The sequence below is a fragment of the Chryseobacterium metallicongregator genome (genome assembly GCF_031324065.1).
Classification (GTDB): domain Bacteria; phylum Bacteroidota; class Bacteroidia; order Flavobacteriales; family Weeksellaceae; genus Chryseobacterium; species Chryseobacterium metallicongregator.
The window spans coordinates 540,469-557,057 of sequence record NZ_JAVIXS010000020.1 but is presented as its reverse complement, the minus strand read 5'-3'; the positions used below and the strand labels follow the sequence as shown (position 1 = coordinate 557,057).

The 16,589-nt window shown below is 36.3% G+C and carries 16 protein-coding genes; 8 read left to right on the top strand and 8 right to left on the bottom strand.

Annotation, left to right across the window (positions count from 1 at the left end; genetic code table 11):
- The first annotated feature begins 11 nt into the window (after positions 1-11).
- From REB14_RS20450 to REB14_RS20430, 5 genes are all read left to right on the top strand, one after another.
- Positions 12-935 (top strand): T9SS-dependent choice-of-anchor J family protein, encoded by a 924-nt coding sequence (locus REB14_RS20450; protein WP_309523133.1) that lies wholly within the window; start codon positions 12-14, stop codon positions 933-935.
- A 180-nt stretch (positions 936-1,115) separates the two neighbouring features.
- Positions 1,116-1,859: a hypothetical protein gene (locus tag REB14_RS20445; protein WP_238594392.1), complete on the top strand. Its 744-nt coding sequence runs from the start codon at positions 1,116-1,118 to the stop codon at positions 1,857-1,859.
- Between the two features lie 6 nt (positions 1,860-1,865).
- Positions 1,866-3,206: a S41 family peptidase gene (locus tag REB14_RS20440; protein WP_309523132.1), complete on the top strand. Its 1,341-nt coding sequence runs from the start codon at positions 1,866-1,868 to the stop codon at positions 3,204-3,206.
- An 80-nt stretch (positions 3,207-3,286) separates the two neighbouring features.
- Positions 3,287-3,556, top strand: coding sequence for a hypothetical protein (locus REB14_RS20435; protein WP_034698669.1), 270 nt, complete (start codon positions 3,287-3,289; stop codon positions 3,554-3,556).
- 80 nt (positions 3,557-3,636) lie between these two features.
- Entirely contained in the window at positions 3,637-4,359 is a 723-nt protein-coding gene (locus REB14_RS20430) for a sterol desaturase family protein (protein ID WP_079241332.1), read from the top strand.
- A 10-nt stretch (positions 4,360-4,369) separates the two neighbouring features.
- On the opposite strand, the gene REB14_RS20425 is transcribed toward REB14_RS20430, so the two are convergent.
- A complete protein-coding gene (locus REB14_RS20425; protein WP_079241333.1) occupies positions 4,370-4,792 on the bottom strand; it encodes a MarR family winged helix-turn-helix transcriptional regulator in 423 nt (140 codons plus the stop codon).
- A 51-nt stretch (positions 4,793-4,843) separates the two neighbouring features.
- Here REB14_RS20425 and REB14_RS20420 point away from each other — a divergent pair, with 51 nt between their 5' ends.
- A complete protein-coding gene (locus REB14_RS20420; protein WP_309523131.1) occupies positions 4,844-7,093 on the top strand; it encodes an ATP-binding cassette domain-containing protein in 2,250 nt (749 codons plus the stop codon).
- A 330-nt stretch (positions 7,094-7,423) separates the two neighbouring features.
- On the opposite strand, the gene REB14_RS20415 is transcribed toward REB14_RS20420, so the two are convergent.
- The 7 genes from REB14_RS20415 to REB14_RS20385 form a co-directional block, all read right to left on the bottom strand.
- Positions 7,424-8,458, bottom strand: coding sequence for a phytase (locus REB14_RS20415; protein WP_309523130.1), 1,035 nt, complete (start codon positions 8,456-8,458; stop codon positions 7,424-7,426).
- Between the two features lie 7 nt (positions 8,459-8,465).
- On the bottom strand, positions 8,466-11,276 hold the full coding sequence (locus tag REB14_RS20410) for a TonB-dependent receptor (RefSeq protein WP_309523129.1): 2,811 nt from the start codon (positions 11,274-11,276) through the stop codon (positions 8,466-8,468).
- Positions 11,277-11,410: 134 nt separating this feature from the next.
- Positions 11,411-11,794 (bottom strand): hypothetical protein, encoded by a 384-nt coding sequence (locus REB14_RS20405; RefSeq protein ID WP_309523128.1) that lies wholly within the window; start codon positions 11,792-11,794, stop codon positions 11,411-11,413.
- A 66-nt stretch (positions 11,795-11,860) separates the two neighbouring features.
- Positions 11,861-12,394, bottom strand: a complete 534-nt coding sequence (locus tag REB14_RS20400; protein ID WP_079241338.1) for a Crp/Fnr family transcriptional regulator — start codon at positions 12,392-12,394, stop codon at positions 11,861-11,863.
- Positions 12,395-12,404: 10 nt separating this feature from the next.
- Complete coding sequence (locus REB14_RS20395; protein WP_309523127.1) at positions 12,405-12,941, bottom strand: TetR/AcrR family transcriptional regulator; 537 nt, start codon at positions 12,939-12,941, stop codon at positions 12,405-12,407.
- A 51-nt stretch (positions 12,942-12,992) separates the two neighbouring features.
- Positions 12,993-13,706, bottom strand: coding sequence for a hypothetical protein (locus REB14_RS20390; protein WP_309523126.1), 714 nt, complete (start codon positions 13,704-13,706; stop codon positions 12,993-12,995).
- A gap of 123 nt (positions 13,707-13,829) precedes the next feature.
- A complete protein-coding gene (locus REB14_RS20385; RefSeq protein WP_309523125.1) occupies positions 13,830-14,714 on the bottom strand; it encodes a cupin-like domain-containing protein in 885 nt (294 codons plus the stop codon).
- A gap of 236 nt (positions 14,715-14,950) precedes the next feature.
- Between REB14_RS20385 and REB14_RS20380 the strand changes: the two genes are divergently transcribed.
- Positions 14,951-16,252, top strand: coding sequence for an Ig-like domain-containing protein (locus REB14_RS20380; protein ID WP_309523124.1), 1,302 nt, complete (start codon positions 14,951-14,953; stop codon positions 16,250-16,252).
- 39 nt (positions 16,253-16,291) lie between these two features.
- A complete protein-coding gene (locus REB14_RS20375; RefSeq protein ID WP_079241343.1) occupies positions 16,292-16,537 on the top strand; it encodes a hypothetical protein in 246 nt (81 codons plus the stop codon).
- Positions 16,538-16,589: the final 52 nt, after the last annotated feature.

Here is a 16,589-nt window from a genome sequence, read left to right as displayed (position 1 = left end):
TAATCAGTATTATGAAAAAATTAATTTTATCATCTGTTCTGTTTTTATCTCACCTGGCTGCAGCGCAGTCTCTGGTATGGGGAAATTCTTTTGATACTCCTGCTGATCTTCAGGGATGGACATTCCATGATCTGAACAGCAATGGTAACGGATGGGTACAGGGACAAAACATTTACCATAACGGAACTACTCTTACTTATGGAACTACCGGCGTTCTTCGTCATTCTATCAGTCTGGTGCCAAGTGGAAATGCTAATGGCTTTACTGGGGAAAACGACTGGATCATTTCTCCTCAGATTGATCTTACCAATACTGCAGGTACCGTTACTTTAGCTGCGAATATCGGAAGGCAGAGAACTACCCATACTATTGTTGCCAGAGATCTTTTTATCTATGTAAGTACACCACAAAAAGAAGTTCCTACATTAGCTGATTTTCAGGCTATGACGGTAGATGCAGGTGGTAATGATATTCAGAGTCTTTATAAAATACAGGTAGGAGATTCAGCCAATCCATTTCCGGCAGATCTTACCGAGTTTGTACAATCTCTTGTAGATCTTTCTGCTTTCGCAGGGAAGAAAATCTATATCGGAATGTGGGCGAACAGAAAAGCAAGTGGAAATAATATCCAGAACATTAATATTGATGAAATAGGAATTTATGCTACTTCATTTTTAGGAACTAAGGAGATAAAAAGAAACAAAATTACAACACAAATAGCTGAAAATCCGGTAAAAGAATCTTTACAGCTGCAGCTTAATCCATCATTGAAAGAAACTACAACGGTAGTTAATATTTACAATGCAGCTGGACAAAAAGTATTGACGACTCAGTATTCCAAAGGTATTCATATAGCTGGTCTTATAGCAGGAGCGTATATCGCAGAAGTTACAGACGGAAAGACAACGGAAAGACTGAAATTTATTAAAAAATAAGCATTCTGGCTCCTTAAAATCTGATTTTAGGAACACCATGAAATTTTATATAAAATAATGGGTAGTCTTTGAAAGAAGGCTATTCAGAATATATCCAACTAGTTTTTTTATAATTATATATTGCCCCGCTTATAGGGCTGGGCAATATTTTTAAGTTTTACAATGAAATAATTGAGAAAGATGAATAAAATCTTTGCATTACTCCTATTTTTTACGGTACTTTTTTCATGCACAGACAGCAATACGATGGAGTTGTCTGATAAGGTACAGAAACCCGGAGACGTTAATATCAAGGGATTTTCCAAACCGGATGCTCTTCAGCTGAGATTCAACGGACAACCTGTATCCATTGACGGAAAAACGTCCTATACCAATAAAATAGAAACTCAGCTTCAGTTTGTACTGGATCAGGGAGAAACCAATAAACTGTCTGTCTATAACCATGAAACAGGCACCGAAATTGCAAAATACAATATTACATATGACAATATAGAAGACTATAAAGACCTGTACTTTTTTAATCTTCCGGGAATTTACCTGCAGACGTATGCGGTAAAACCTCAGGTTAATTTTGGGAAAGTAGGTTTTGAATTTATTTTTCCCAATCTGGGAGAATTTTCAGGAACCTCACTGAAAAATGTGAAAGGTATTTTGAAAAGAGAAAACGGAGTAGTACTGGCAGAATTTGATAGTATAGGGAAAGACAATTTTACGGCTGTAAAGATTTATAATTTTTTCAGTTCCACAGCTCCGGTATATCTTGAATTATACAAACCGGGAGCTACGGAGCCTTATGCAGGAACTAAAATGATTCAGGTAAAATTAAAACAGCACACAGGGGCTAACATGATTATCCTTCAGGAAAAAATTGAAAATGGAGAATGGGTGGTAAAAGGAGATATTGACGTAGCAGAATATCTGTAATTATATATGGAAAACTTTTTAAAACTTCAATATATTGCCATCATAATCTTTCTCATTTCGTGTACCAATAATAATGACGAAAGCGCACCCGTTTTTCCGGAAGGAAGTACAGAATCTGTGAATCTATGGGTTCAGGACAGTATGAAACGTTATTATTATTGGGCAGATGAGATGCCCGTAAAACCGGATTATCAGCTTCCAGTAAAAGATTTTTTCAAAAGTCTGTTATCTTCCAAGGATCGGTTTTCTTTCATGGTGAATACGGAAGATTCCTCTTCGTATCCACGTTCAATAAGGAATATGTACGGTTTTGATTATACGGTTGTTCAGCTTAGCAATAATGAGGTTGCTACGGTGGTTAAGCTGGTGCTTCAAAATTCTCCTGCTTTCAATTCAGGACTGGAAAGAGGAATGATCATTACCAAAGTGAATGGAAAAGTAATGACAGCCGCAAATGCCGAAGCAATGGCTTCATCCATTAAAGACCAGACGGTTGTAGAACTTACCGTTGGAAAGTGGCAAAATGGAAGCGTTACGGATGAAAAAAACATTACCGTGTACTATGGTTTCTCTTTTGAGCAGCCTGTTTTATCCAAAGTTTTTGAAAAAAATGGTAAAAAAGTAGGTTATCTGTATATCTATGATTTCCCTGACGGAATGACTCAAACGCTATATCAAAAGTTTGGGGAATTGAAAGCCGCAGGAGTAAAGGAATTAATTCTGGATCTTCGATACAATTATGGTGGTTCGGTATCATCTGCAGCAGCACTTTGTTCCCTGATTCCTTCAGGATTATCATCTGGTTCACCTTTCATCATTTTTAAAGGAAATAAAAACGGAGGCGAAGTAAAAAGAACATTTGCCCAACAGATTGCTTACGATCCCAAAGCTTTGGACTTTACGGTTTTGCGTGCGAATGCATTGGGGCTGCAGAAAGTGTTTATCCTCACATCAAACAGTACGGCTTCTGCAGCCGAAATTGTAGTTAATAATCTGAAACCTTATATGCAGGTTATTCAGCTGGGAGATACTACGCTGGGGAAAGATATGGCAGGATTTGTTGTGGAAGACAAGCGTAAACCGAGAAAAATTTCCTGGCAGATTCATCCGGTGATCTATAAAGTCTTTAATGCCAACGGAGGCGGAGAATACAGCAATGGAATTTCACCACAGGTCAATGTCAATGAATTTGCCGGACTGCCATTACTACCTTTGGGTGATCCTAATGAAACCCTTATTTCTTCTGCTCTTAACGGAGGATATTTCAAATCAGCAGTTCACGAAAAGAATGGACATATCAAAATTTTATTTCAGAGTGATGTACCTCCGGTTATGATGGAAAAATAAGCTGGATCCAAAAACAAAAAATAATATAAAAAATATCTTTATCCTTTACCAATTCACAAAATAACTAAAATGATAAAATCATGCAGGGAATAGAACCAAAACTTCACATGAACCTGACCAGCCGTATTGAATATTACCGTCTGCTGATAGAAGCTGCGGAAGATCCCGAAAGCCAGCCTTCAGAAGTCATTACTCAGATTTCAGAACTGGGTCATCTGTATGAGGAATATCTTCTGAATAAGAAAAATCTGGAGAACAGCATTAAAAACTATCGGGAATATCATAACAGTTTAAGAAAGAAACTGACGTCAAGACTGCGGGAGTTGAGAAGAAAGGCAAGACAGAAATAAGGTCTGGAATATAACTTTATCGATTAATTTTACTTTGAAATTCATACCTTTATGACATCAAGCTGAAGGATGAAGGGCTTATGAATTTTAATCAAACAGAACTTTCCGGTTATTTACAGATATTTTGGCAGTTTTCCTGGCCACAATGGATTATATTCAGCCTGATTGCTAATATTTTCCTATATCTGTTTTCTATAGGGTTGTATATTTTTATTGAAAAGACTTGCCATAAAAGTCAGTTGCAGGAAAAAAATCATCCTGTTACCAGATCTGACTTTTATCTTAGTCTGCTTACTATAGCATGTAACAGCTTTGTAATGCTTTTGGGAGCTTTCTTATGGAAAACCGGATGGATTGTATTGGGACAGAATCAATCTGTAATTGGGATAATAGCGGAAGTTGTTGCTTTGCTTCTCTTAATGGATCTTCTGATGTATTTTTTTCATTGTGCTGCACATTTACCTTTTATCTACAAAGTTTTGCATGGAAAACATCATGAACATATCAGTACCAACTTTTTGAGCCTTTTTGTTCTGCATCCTTTTGAAACCATAGGATTTGGACTAATGATGCTGGTTTTACTTTTAGGCTATGATTTTTCTGTGATTTCCATTTCAGTTTATCTTTTGCTTAATCTCATCTGGGGAACGATAGGACACCTTAACAGAGAATTTTTTCCGGCTTCTTTTGACCAGTTCTTTGTAGGAACAACCAGATTTCACAACCAACACCATTTGGATGAAAGTAAAAATTTCGGATTCTATACTTCTATCTGGGACAGAGTATTCGGCACCTATAAGTAAGAGGCGAATACTACAATTTTATTTCATTCAAAACTTTGGCCAGCAGATTATTAAAATTTTCCAGTTCTTTAGAAGTAAGTATAGAAGCCGTTTGCTGGGTGATCGCTTTGCGGAAAGTTTCAGAATTATCTACAATAAACCTGCCCTTATTCGTGACTGAAAGGTTGAATTTTCTATGATCTGTTTTCTCCTGTTTCTTAATAATCAAATCATTGCTGATCAAAAATTTCAATTGCTTGGAGATAGCTGCCTGGCTGATATTAAATGCTCCTGAGATTTCCCTTCCTGTGGCTGTTCCTTTTCTTAAAATAAATTCAAGGATATTATAATGTGCTGCAGTGACTCCATTGATATTTCCCCGGTTCATATGCGCCAGAATAAGACATTGGAAACTTGTAAATGTGTTAAAAAATTCTTTTTCAATGGGTTTCATGATAAATATACTTAACTTAGTTAATTATTAACAAAGTTAAGCATTTTAAATATGGAAAATATAGAAATTACCAATGCCCGGCAAAATAATCTCAAAAATATTTCCATAAAAATTCCAAAGTACAGGATTGTCGTTTTTACGGGAGTATCAGGATCTGGAAAATCATCATTGGTTTTTGAAACCATCGGAGCTGAAGCACAAAGACAGATTAATGAAACACAGAACAGTTTTATCAGAAACCGTCTGCAGCACTATGGCCTGCCTGATGTAGATAAAATTGAAAATTTGAATGTTCCCATCATTATCAATCAAAAACGTTTGGGGGGAAATGCAAGATCTACTGTGGGAACAGCGGCAGATGTGTCTGCTTCCCTACGGTTGCTGTTTTCGAGAATGGGAGAGCCGTTTGTAGGATATTCTAACGTTTTTTCATTTAATCATCCTCAGGGCATGTGTCCTGAATGTGAGGGATTAGGTTTTGTTCAGACTTTGAATGTGAATGCGTTAATTGATCAAGAAAAGTCTTTACATGAAGGAGCTGTCCGTTTCCCTACTTTTCAGCCTGGAGGATGGCGCTTAACAAGATATACTTTGTCAGGTTATTTTGATAATGATAAAAAGCTAAAGAATTTCACCGATAAAGAATGGGAAACTCTGTTGTATGCACCGGAACACAAACCGAAACACCCTCATAAAGAATGGGGAAAAACAGTAAAATACGAAGGAATTGTTCCAAGAATTGAAAAAGCGTTTCTGAAAAAAGATTCTAAAGAAAACATCACAAGAAAAGATGCTCTGAAGAATATTGTGATCACCAAAACCTGCCCGTCATGCAACGGAAAACGGTTGAATGAAAAAATATTGTCCTGCAAAATCAAAGGTAAAAGTATTGCTGATTGTATGGCTCTTTCAGTGGATGAACTGCTTGAATTTATTACTTCACTGGATTCAAAACCATATGAAGTTGTCATCAAAGAACTTTCCGCAAAACTGCAGAATATCATCACGATAGGACTACAGTATCTGACGCTGGACAGAAGTACCAATACGCTTTCCGGAGGAGAATCTCAACGTATCAAAATGGTACGAAGCCTTGGAAACAGCCTGATTGATCTTTTATATATATTTGATGAACCCAGCATTGGCCTTCATCCCAAGGATCTGCAGAATATCATCACTATTATACAGCAGATAAGGGACAAAGGAAACTCTGTATTAATTGTAGAACATGATCCGGATCTGATCAAAATGGCGGATCGGATTATTGATATAGGCCCTGGTTCAGGAAGAAATGGAGGAGAAGTGGTATACGACGGAACATTTAAAAACCTGAGAAACTCGGCAGGTAAAACAGGTTCTTATTTCGCAAAGAAACCTTCCATCAAACAAAAATTCAGGAAGCCGGATGGCTATCTGAAAATAAAAAACGCGAATAGATATAATCTTAAAAATGTGACCGTAAATATTCCGACCGGAGTAATGACCGTCGTAACAGGAGTTGCAGGATCTGGTAAAAGTACTCTGATTAATCGTATTCTGCCAGAACTTTATCCGGATGTGACCATTGTTGATCAATCTTTGTTTGCTGCAAGTGTCCGTTCCAATCTGCTTACGTATCTGGAAATATCGGATATTGTCCGTAAGCTTTTTGCACAGTCTAATCATGTTTCAGATAAGCTGTTCAGCAGAAATAGTGAAGGAGCCTGTAAAAACTGTAAAGGATTGGGGATAGAAAAAATTGACCTTGCTTTTATGGACGATATTGAACAGCCTTGTGAAGTGTGTGGAGGTTCGGGATTTGATCCTGATGTACTGCAATACAGATACAACGGAAAAACAATTGTAGAAGTGATGAATATGACGGTTTCTGAAGCATCTGATTTTTTTAAGAAAGAATTTATTCTTAAAAATTTTGATCTGCTGATACAATTAGGTCTTGATTATCTGACATTAGGACAAAGGCTGGATAGCTTTTCCGGAGGTGAAAGACAGCGTCTGAAACTGACAAGAGAGCTGAAAAATACCAATCAGATCATTATTCTTGATGAACCCAGCACAGGACTGCACCCCAGTGATACCCAAAAACTGCTGACATTTTTTAATGGTCTTGTAGATCAAAATAATACGCTGATTGTTATAGAACACAATCTTGATATTATTTCGCAGGCAGACTGGATTATAGATATGGGGCCCGGTGCAGGGAAATTTGGTGGGGAAGTATTGTTTGAAGGAACTCCGGTGGAGTTATTGAAAAACAAAATATCATATACCGCAGAGTTTTTGAGAAAACAAGTGCAGTAAGAAAGTAATATTAAATGCAAAGTTTATCATGCAAATGACTTATTTTGAAGAGGCAATGTACAGCAGCATTGCTGCTTATGAATAAACATTCTGCTTTATCAGTCGATTAAAAATCGACTCTTCTTAGCTACCTTAAAATAATATGTAATGCAAAATAATCTTTGCGTTGAAAAACTTTAAGATATGAACCATTAAGAAGAATGAAAAAGTGAAGAGTATTAAGATGAGCTATGTTGTCATTGCGAGCCGCAGGTGAAGCAATCTCGTGACTTTAACTCAACTTAATACTCTTACAATCTTATCCACCTTAATGGTTTAAAAGATTAATTTTTATTTTGCAGATTTCACGGCAGACTTAATGGCTTTTTCAACGATTCTCCAGTCATAAAAGTGAAATACCCTGCCATTACTCATGGCAACAAAAACGCCTTTGGGAAATTTTGAACCCAAATTAACATTCGCCACCTCAGACCCATCACTTTCCAGGGTAGAAACCAGAATTTCTGCAATTCTTCCTTTTGACTGATCCTCTCTTAAATAAACATTGAAGGTATCATTCTGCTGATTGGAAACAAGGATATATCCTTTCCCTTTAGAAGTAGGGTAGATGGAAATTCCTTCCACATCAGATTTAAAATCCCCTTTCCCGAAAACGGCTAATTCCTCATTGCCTTTCTCCGGATCTGCATAATATTTATGAACCCCGAACTGTTCATCAGAATAATAGATATAACCCATTTCGTCATCTACTGCGATGCTTTCAATCTCCTTCAGACCACTGTATTTTCCAAATTTACGAACCACCTCACCTGTTATAACACCATTCTTTTCAACCAGTTTATATTGCCAAAGGTAGCCGTCACTTGGTCCTGATTTTCTTCCGGCAATGACAAATATTTCCCCTTTTTCCGGATTTTTATACATTGAAACTCCCATCGGACCACGTTCTGTTTCTCCTTCAAATACTGAGATTTCTCCCACTTCTTTTAGTTCAGGAAGCGAGTATAATTTTACTTTATTGGTTTCCCTTTCAGTTACCGCTGCGATATCTGTTTTTTCCCCATTTAAAATAAAACCATATTCAAGATCAACATTGTTGGGACGTTTCAATCCTAGCACTTTATTGATAATTTTCCCGTTAAGATCAAAGGCATACAATCCGCCATCAGTATCTTTATCTGTTCCAATGATAATACTTTTTGAAGCATCCTGAGGATTGATCCATATGGCGGGATCATCCGTATCATGAACCACTGTTTCTGTGATCACTGTAGGTTTTAATTTTTCTGTTACTTCTTTCTGCCCGGTACAGTTGATCACAAGTGGAAGAACTGAAAGGGCTATTATATAATGTATGTTTTTCATGTGTATTTTAAAAATCAAATTTCACTCCCATCGTAAACCTTGGTCTGTAATATTCAGCCTGAGCGGTTCTGCTTTGGATTCCCTGGTAGTATCTTAACGGTTGATTGGTCAGATTATTGGCTTCCGCAAAAATTCTCAGCTGGCTTGTAATTTTGTAAGAAGCATTGGCATCAAGGAAAAACTGTTTGTCGTAATAACGATCATCAAATGCCTTGCCTCCAAGCTCATCAATATAATGAGAGGCATAGTTCATGGAAATTCTGGCTGAGAAACGTTTGTTTTCCCACGAAAGCGATCCGTTGAACATATGAGGAGCAGCTCCCGGAAGCCCTACATCTGTTCTTTCCACCCCATCTTCATTGGTAATTCCTTTTGCCTTGGATTTGGTATAGGTATAGTTTACATACACTCCAAGCCCTTTCCAGAAAGCTCCGGGAATAAAATCAAGCTGCCTTTGCAAAGCGACTTCAAATCCATAAATATCTACATTGTCACCATTGCGCTGCTGGGTAAACTTCCAGTTGCTTTCTCCTGCAGGAATAGGGTTGGACTGTCCTGCAAAATCGCTGGCAAAATCATTAGCCGTATAATTTCTTTTGGAATAGGTATAAATAAAGTCGTTCAGGTTTTTATAGAAAATACCTCCGGAAAGAATTCCCACAGACTTAAAATATTTTTCTGCCATGAAATCAAAATTATAAGCATAGGTTGCCTTTAAGTTTGGATTTCCTGCTGCAACGATCTCATCCTCTGAAATAACATTCAGATAAGGAACCAGTGAATAATAGTTCGGGCGGGCAAGAGCTGTTGTAAATGCTGCACGAAGTACCAGATCCTGCATCGGAACATATTTAAAGGAAATATTAGGAAGGACGTTTGTGTATGTATTGGTATTATTAATTTGTCCTACCAGATCCTTCTCATTCATCACATAGTTTCCGGTGTAATCAATCTGGGTTGTTTCAATACGTGCTCCAACGATCATCGATAGTTTATCATTAAAATCCTGATCCCATCGGATATATCCTGCATAAATCTGCTCCTTTGCATTGTAGTTACTGGAAAGGTATTTTTCAGGTTTCAGCTTACCATTAAACAAATTTGGATTGAATAAATCTAATCCTCCAAGAAAAGAAGGATCAACAAAAGTTCCCGGAACATAATTTCCGGCCTGGAAATTCTGACCATCAAGATTGATCGTTGGTACAGATAAGAGACTTCCCATATTGCTGACCGGAGTAAAAGCATAGAAATCATTCTCTCTTTCCTTCTTCTTCAAACGCATACGGAAACCGGTACGAAGCCTTCCTTTCTGACCATCAATAACAGAAAAAGGAAAACGTACATTCACTTTGGCTCCAAGCTCTTTTTCCTGGGTAAAGTTATTGGCATCCGAAAGATCACTGAGTTTATAGCTTCCCAAATTGTCTGCTGCCAGAAGATTGAACATTGGTTTTTCAGGATTACTAAGGTCTGGAGCAAAATTCATCTTGCTGTTTTCAAATTCTATATAGCGTTGATGAGGCTTATCCTCACTGGCTATGGCATAGTTGACAGACCAGTCAAGATCTACTTTAGAACCTAATAAATGTTCTCCTCTTAAAGCATAGTTCTGAACTCTTTGTTTTTCCAGGCGGGTATTGTCGTTATCGGCATCACCGCCTTTATTCTGTCTTGTAATACTGCCTTTCCAATCAGTAATCTCCGTTTCATCGGCGCTGTAGACAGGTTTTATTTTATATCCTAAGGCCAGTCTGGTTTCTTTATCATTTCTGAAATTGTACATGGCAGAAGCATAGATCTTGTTTTTAGAATTAAACTCATAATCCATATTAAGATCAAAACTGTGTCTGATACGATGTTCATTATAATAACGTACGCCCATTTTGCTGACATACACCGTTTGGGCAAGATCATTAGCCTGGCTCCATACAGGTTCAATATTATCTGAACCAAAATTGTTGTTATTATAAGAAAAACTGAATACAGCTCCTAGTTTTTTATCCAGAAATCTATTTCCATACACAAATCCCGCTGTATAATTTCCTTTTTCACGAATGGGATTGTATCCTCCTGCAACTGTCGCAGAAATCCTCTGTCCGTTCGGAGAAGCTCTGGTAATAAGGTTCACGGAACCTCCGATGGCATCGGCATCCATATCCGGAGTCAGGGTTTTATTAACTTCTATCGTAGAGATCATGTCGGAAGGAATCAGGTCCATCTGGACATTACGGTTATCTCCTTCAGCAGACGGAATTCTGTCTCCATTCAGGGTAACGGAGTTCAGATTCGGTGCAAGCCCTCTGATGATAAGGTTTCTGGCTTCACCCTGATCATTCTGTATGGTAATTCCCGGTACACGTTTCAGGGCATCCCCGATATTGGCATCAGGAAAACGCCCGATCTGATCTGAAGAAATCACATTGGTAATATTGGCGTTATTTTTTTGCTTGTTTAAAGCTCTCGCCTGATTTTTTAAAGTAGCTCCTGAGACTACAACTTCTGCAATAGACGTTTCTTTCTTGTCGAAAATAATATTCTGACGGGTATTTTTCTCAGATTCTACGGTTACATTATATTCATGTACGCCATAACCTAGATAATCAATTTTCATGGTGTAACTTCCTGGTGGGACATTCAGGAATACAAAGTTTCCATGTTCATCAGAAGTTGTATAGATATTTCCCGGACTTAGGGAAATCTTGGCTCCTGGCAGGGCTATCTTCGAATCATCGTTGATATTTCCGGAAAGAGAACCGGTTTGTGCATAGAAAAAAATTGAAGCACAAAATAAAACAGACGTAAAAATTTTTTTCACTTTTCTTAGTTTTAGATAAAAATCACAACAAAATTAAACGTCTGTTTGGAAAAGGAGTTGAAGAGAAAATTAAGGTTTTCTTAAGAATTGTTAACATAGAAACTGAGTAGTGAAGGGGGACATAAAGGTGTTATCTACCTCTCAGATCCTAATTTCTTTGCAGCATCATTACCCTCCACAAGTAAAGTCAATTCATCACATCGTATAATCTGATAATTTTGGATTGTAAATTCTGCCAGTACTTTGTGTACAACCTTACTTCCATCTTTTAGGGTAGATTTTGCGATGTGGTTGGTAAATATGATATTACCGTTTTCCGCATGGCTAATAATCTCAAGCTTTTGTTCACTTACTTTTTCTTTGAGCTTTTTGATGTGAAGGACAAATTCATCGTAATTCAGTTGAGCATGATCTACAAACTGAATGTATTCTTTTGAAAAATACTTTTCGATTAATACTTCTTCAAATACCGGATTTTCCAGAACTTCGCTGAAAACCTGTTGGATAAAATGCTTCATAACTTTATTATTTGAAACAAAATTACCTTACAGACTCATGACTGAACGATAACAATTGTAAAGAAATTACCTACGGTTGCGTATCCTGCTTAATGAAACACTTGTAATCCCAAGATAAGAGGCAATATAATGCTGTGGAAAGCGCAGAAGAAGCTCAGGTCGGTTTTTGAGAAGCTGTTCATACCTTTTCTGAGGAGAATCCCTGAGAAAAGAGATCAGCCGTTTATTGATTTCACTGAAACGTTTGTAAAAAAGCGGATAAAAGGTACGTTGGAATTCCTGATCTTCCAAAAGCTTTTGAAAAGTGTCAGCATGAAGTTCATAGACTGTAGCAGGTTCCAGAGTTTCAATAACAAAATCAGAGGGAATGCCATTCAGGAAACTGTCAAAAGATGATACAGCCTGATTTTCTGTTATAAAATCCAATGTAAGTTCCTTTCCATCCTGATAAAAGAATACCCTTAAAGCTCCGTTTTTTACAAGGAACATCTTATCGGAAATTTTTCCTTCCTCAAGCAGGATTGCTTTAGCAGGATAAGTAATTTCAGCTGATAAATGAAGATCAGTTTTCAAAAAAGAATGAAGATCCGGAATGTGCATATCTGAAGGATTAATGGGAGACGTTCAATATATCCTGTACGATTATTTTAGATTTTTCGATCAATTCATTCGATTTATAAAGCTGGCTGGTCAGTATGGAGCTCTCAAAAAGAAGATAGATATGTGCTGAGATTATATCGTTTTGAATGTCTTCATTGAAACATTCTCTCAATTTATTTTTATGATGACGGATGACTTTGTGAATTTCTTCTTTATCAGCTGGAATTTCCGACAGAATATTCAGAAAGCTGCATCCTCTGAAATCTTCTCTTTCATTCATGTAAATCAGGAAATCAAAGGATTTCTGGAACTTTTCCTGCAATGTTTCAGCTTCCGATGTGAATTTTTCAAGCTCAGTCACCCAGTAATCATACCTTTTGTTAAGGAATTCAATACAAAGATCATCTTTAGATTTAAAATGCTGGTAAAAACTTGCTTTGGACACATCAGCTTCATCGATGATTTGATTGATGCCCGTGTTGTTGTAACCTTGTCTATGGAAGAGAACCATAGCAGTGCTTACTATTCTTTCTCGAGGTTTGGGCATGATGTAAAATTTTTACAAATTTAAATAAAATATGAACAGACTGGTAGGTTTTTAAATAAATCCTCTCGCATAATATAGCTGAATAACAAAGAAAAGTACCGTGAAAAACCATACAACATACGGGTGATAGCTGAAGTTATTTTTCAGAATATAATGCAACGCTTTGAAAAGCTTGAAAACACCGATGGTTCCAATGATGATGAAAACAAGGAACACCAGGAAAAACAAATAGTCTCTGGTTCCATATTCACTCAATTTATCCAAACGGTCAATATAAGCATCTACATTCAATGTTTGCCCCAGAAACATAGCCGAACTGATTAATATAAAAAAAGGAGTAGAGGTATACACCGTTGTATAAATGAAAGAAAATAATAATGTCCGGAAGGTTATTGTATTCACTTTCTCTTTTTTGTACCATAATAAAGCAACACTGAATACAACTGCAGTAATATTATTCATCAAAAATATAAATAGAGCTTTTTCTACCATACTTAGCCCTTTGATCTTTGAGATAATATTGTGCTCACCACCATAATCCATTAAAAGTACGGAGACAATGACTGAGGTGTAAACAGAAAGTTTGATAGGAGAGAGGTAGTCGTGGAAACGCTCAGTTTCTTCTTTTTCCATCTCATGAACAGACAGGTCATAGCAGCGGCGGGGATCCTGAAACAATTTGAAGATGGTTACCGGAACCAACAATATTTCAATAATAATCTGCAGGCACAGCTTCTCAAAACTATCGATCAACTTTTCAAACATATAGACTGATATTAAGGGAACATTTTGCAATTTAACTAATTTTTGAATTGCATCTTAAAAGATAATAAAAAAGTGGATGATTCAGGTTAAATCATCCACTCATTAATTATTTAAAAAGTTTTATTACTTTTTGGGAAGCCCTTTTTTCCAAGCAATATGAGCTCTTTCTACTGCTTTTCTTTCTTTCCAGTCCATATACCTTTTTTTGTATCGGCCTTTCATGAAATTATCAAAATTACGCTGAACAGCAAGATTCCAAAGAGAATGTGCTTTTACAGCCCAGCTTTTATCCCATGCACGCAGGGAAATAGAGAAAGATCCATCCAGATATTTCATCCAGTGCCACCAACCTGTAGGCATGAATAATGTATCGCCGTGTTCCAGGAAGCATTCAATTCCTTCAATACCATCCAATGCCGGGAATTTTTCAAAATCAGGATTGGCAATATCATAATCTTCCAGTGCATAGGTGGCATAAGGAAGCTTATACAGACGTGTTTTCCATTTGTATTCAAAGAGAAGGACATGTTTTCTTCCATTGAAGTGAGTATGGAAAATATGTGGCATGTCGATATCATAATGAAGAAAAGTCACAGAACCTTTACCTCCGAAAAACATACTTGGATATTTATCTAAAAAACCACCCATAAGGTTCTTTGGCGGAACATAATCGTCCAGCAGTTTTGGGGCAAATTTTATAGGGTCAAAGAAGAAAATTCTCAGATCTGTAGGCTCTCTCTGAATAAGGTCAACATAATCACGAAAAGGCATCTTCGTAGTCGGAGTATTGATAGGAGCGGCAGGATCTGCTTTGGAACTGTCATAAAGGGGAACTTCAACGTCGCCTACTACTTCCTTCATGTAATCCATCGTCCATTTTTGATAGGCGGGCCACTTTCTTGTCATATTTCTGATTACCACTGGCTTACATGGCTTTAGATATTTTTCACGGAAATCTTCTTGTGAAATGTCATCTACAATATCAATTGGTTTAAGGATTATTCCCATTCGTTCAAATTATTAAGCTAAAGTATTAAATATTTACGACAATAAAATGGAAAGAATTAAAATTATTTGGAATTAATATAAATAAATAATAAAACCCCTATTTCGGTTGTGCTTTTTTTAGAGTTATTATAATATGATTTTACCTTCTATTCTTTTAAAATCTATAGTGTTTATGAGGTAAAAGATGGTTGTGAAATACAATAATTGTATGTATAATTGCCATATTAAAAATAGCCATGAAACGTTTTACTACAATTATTTTTTCACTTGTATTTGCCACTGCTTTTTCACAGAAATCAACCAGGATTTTCACTTCAGATATTGATAACTTTTGGGTGGCTTATGACAGCATTCAAAAAACAAATGATTATTCCGGAAAGCTGGATCTTATCAAAAGATTATATACTGATAAAGCAACAAAAGGCTTAAAAGCTTTTATGAATGCCAGAGATTATAACGATAGTGTGTATGTAAAAGTCATAGAAAAATATCCTAAATTCTGGAATTCAGTAAGGCCGAATACCTTAACGATAAAAACTAAGACCAAAGAGTTGGAAGCAGGTGTTGTCAGGCTGAAGCAATTGTATCCTGAACTTAAAGATGCCGAAATGTATTTTACAATTGGCGGGCTTAACGCTGGAGGAACTGTGAGTGGAAATATGGTATTGGTAGGCACTGAACTTGCTACGGGGATTGGCTCTACAGATGTCTCAGAATTTAAAGATGAGTGGCTTAAGGGTATGTTTGCAAATCAGTCTCTGGATAATATCGTTTTTCTGAATATTCACGAATATATACATACTCAGCAGACCGGATATCAAAATAGGGTTTTAAATCAGGCTATAAAGGAAGGATCATGCGATCTGATTGCAGAACTTGTGATGAATGAATCTCCGCAAAGAAAATATGTTTCTTACGGAATGGCTCATGAAGCTGAAATTAAAGCTCAATTTAAAAAAGAAATGTTTACCGGTAATCTTGCCAACTGGTTTTATAATGGAAGACAAAAAGAAGAGGGCGCGGATTTAGGTTATTATGTGGGATATGTGATCAGTAAAATGTATTACCAGAATACCAAAGATAAAAAACAGGCCATCAAAGATATTATTGAACTGAACTATAGTGATAATAAATCTGTTGAAAGCTTCCTGAACAAATCAAAATTTTTCAGTGAAAAAATTGATAAGCAAAAGTTGATCAATGAATATGATAAGAATCTACCTTATATCGTAAAAATAGAGCCTGAAAACGGTTCTGCAAATGTAAGTGCAGATACAAAAGAAATAAGAATTACCTTTTCAAAAGAAATGACTCCCAAAAGCTATTCTTTTAACCTTTCTGATAAAGGAAAAGAGTATTTTCCATTTACTAAAGTTGTAGGAATGGAAAACGATAATAAAACGTTGGTTTTGCAGGCAGATCTTAAACCTAATAAAGAGTATGAATTTGTAATGACCAATAAAAGTTTTATCTCAAAAGATGGGTATCCTCTGAAAGATGAGAACCTTCTTATAAAGTTTAAAACGGGGAATAAATAGTTAGATAGCGATTCAACTTTTTTATTTTTAAATATGACTATGAAGAAAAATATACTAAAAGTGTTGATGATAAATATCTTGATATTGTCTTTGATAGCCTATATTTTAGGGCTTACAGACTCTGCTTTAGGACAGGTTTATCCATCAGAGAATCTGATTTCTTATCTGATGAACTCCATGAAATATTTTGTACTCTGGGTTTTACCTTATTGGTGGCTGATCATTATGGGAGGTGCTTTATTACTGACTCTTTTATATTATATATTAAGAAAAATAAAACTTTAACAATTGGAATCAAACCTGTTCAATGATTTTTTTATTAAATTACTTTTTCAAA

Bases quoted from the DNA above. Each gene is read 5' to 3' on its own strand.
- REB14_RS20445 (WP_238594392.1), top strand. From the start codon at position 1,116: ATGAATAAAATCTTTGCATTACTCCTATTTTTTACGGTACTTTTTTCA.
- REB14_RS20415 (WP_309523130.1), bottom strand. From the start codon at position 8,458: ATGAAAAACATACATTATATAATAGCCCTTTCAGTTCTTCCACTTGTG.
- REB14_RS20430 (WP_079241332.1), top strand. From the start codon at position 3,637: ATGAATTTTAATCAAACAGAACTTTCCGGTTATTTACAGATATTTTGG.
- REB14_RS20395 (WP_309523127.1), bottom strand. From the start codon at position 12,941: ATGCCCAAACCTCGAGAAAGAATAGTAAGCACTGCTATGGTTCTCTTC.
- REB14_RS20440 (WP_309523132.1), top strand. From the start codon at position 1,866: ATGGAAAACTTTTTAAAACTTCAATATATTGCCATCATAATCTTTCTC.
- REB14_RS20385 (WP_309523125.1), bottom strand. From the start codon at position 14,714: ATGGGAATAATCCTTAAACCAATTGATATTGTAGATGACATTTCACAA.
- REB14_RS20390 (WP_309523126.1), bottom strand. From the start codon at position 13,706: ATGTTTGAAAAGTTGATCGATAGTTTTGAGAAGCTGTGCCTGCAGATT.
- REB14_RS20435 (WP_034698669.1), top strand. From the start codon at position 3,287: ATGCAGGGAATAGAACCAAAACTTCACATGAACCTGACCAGCCGTATT.
- REB14_RS20380 (WP_309523124.1), top strand. From the start codon at position 14,951: ATGAAACGTTTTACTACAATTATTTTTTCACTTGTATTTGCCACTGCT.
- REB14_RS20420 (WP_309523131.1), top strand. From the start codon at position 4,844: ATGGAAAATATAGAAATTACCAATGCCCGGCAAAATAATCTCAAAAAT.
- REB14_RS20400 (WP_079241338.1), bottom strand. From the start codon at position 12,394: ATGCACATTCCGGATCTTCATTCTTTTTTGAAAACTGATCTTCATTTA.
- REB14_RS20425 (WP_079241333.1), bottom strand. From the start codon at position 4,792: ATGAAACCCATTGAAAAAGAATTTTTTAACACATTTACAAGTTTCCAA.
- REB14_RS20450 (WP_309523133.1), top strand. From the start codon at position 12: ATGAAAAAATTAATTTTATCATCTGTTCTGTTTTTATCTCACCTGGCT.
- REB14_RS20405 (WP_309523128.1), bottom strand. From the start codon at position 11,794: ATGAAGCATTTTATCCAACAGGTTTTCAGCGAAGTTCTGGAAAATCCG.
- REB14_RS20375 (WP_079241343.1), top strand. From the start codon at position 16,292: ATGAAGAAAAATATACTAAAAGTGTTGATGATAAATATCTTGATATTG.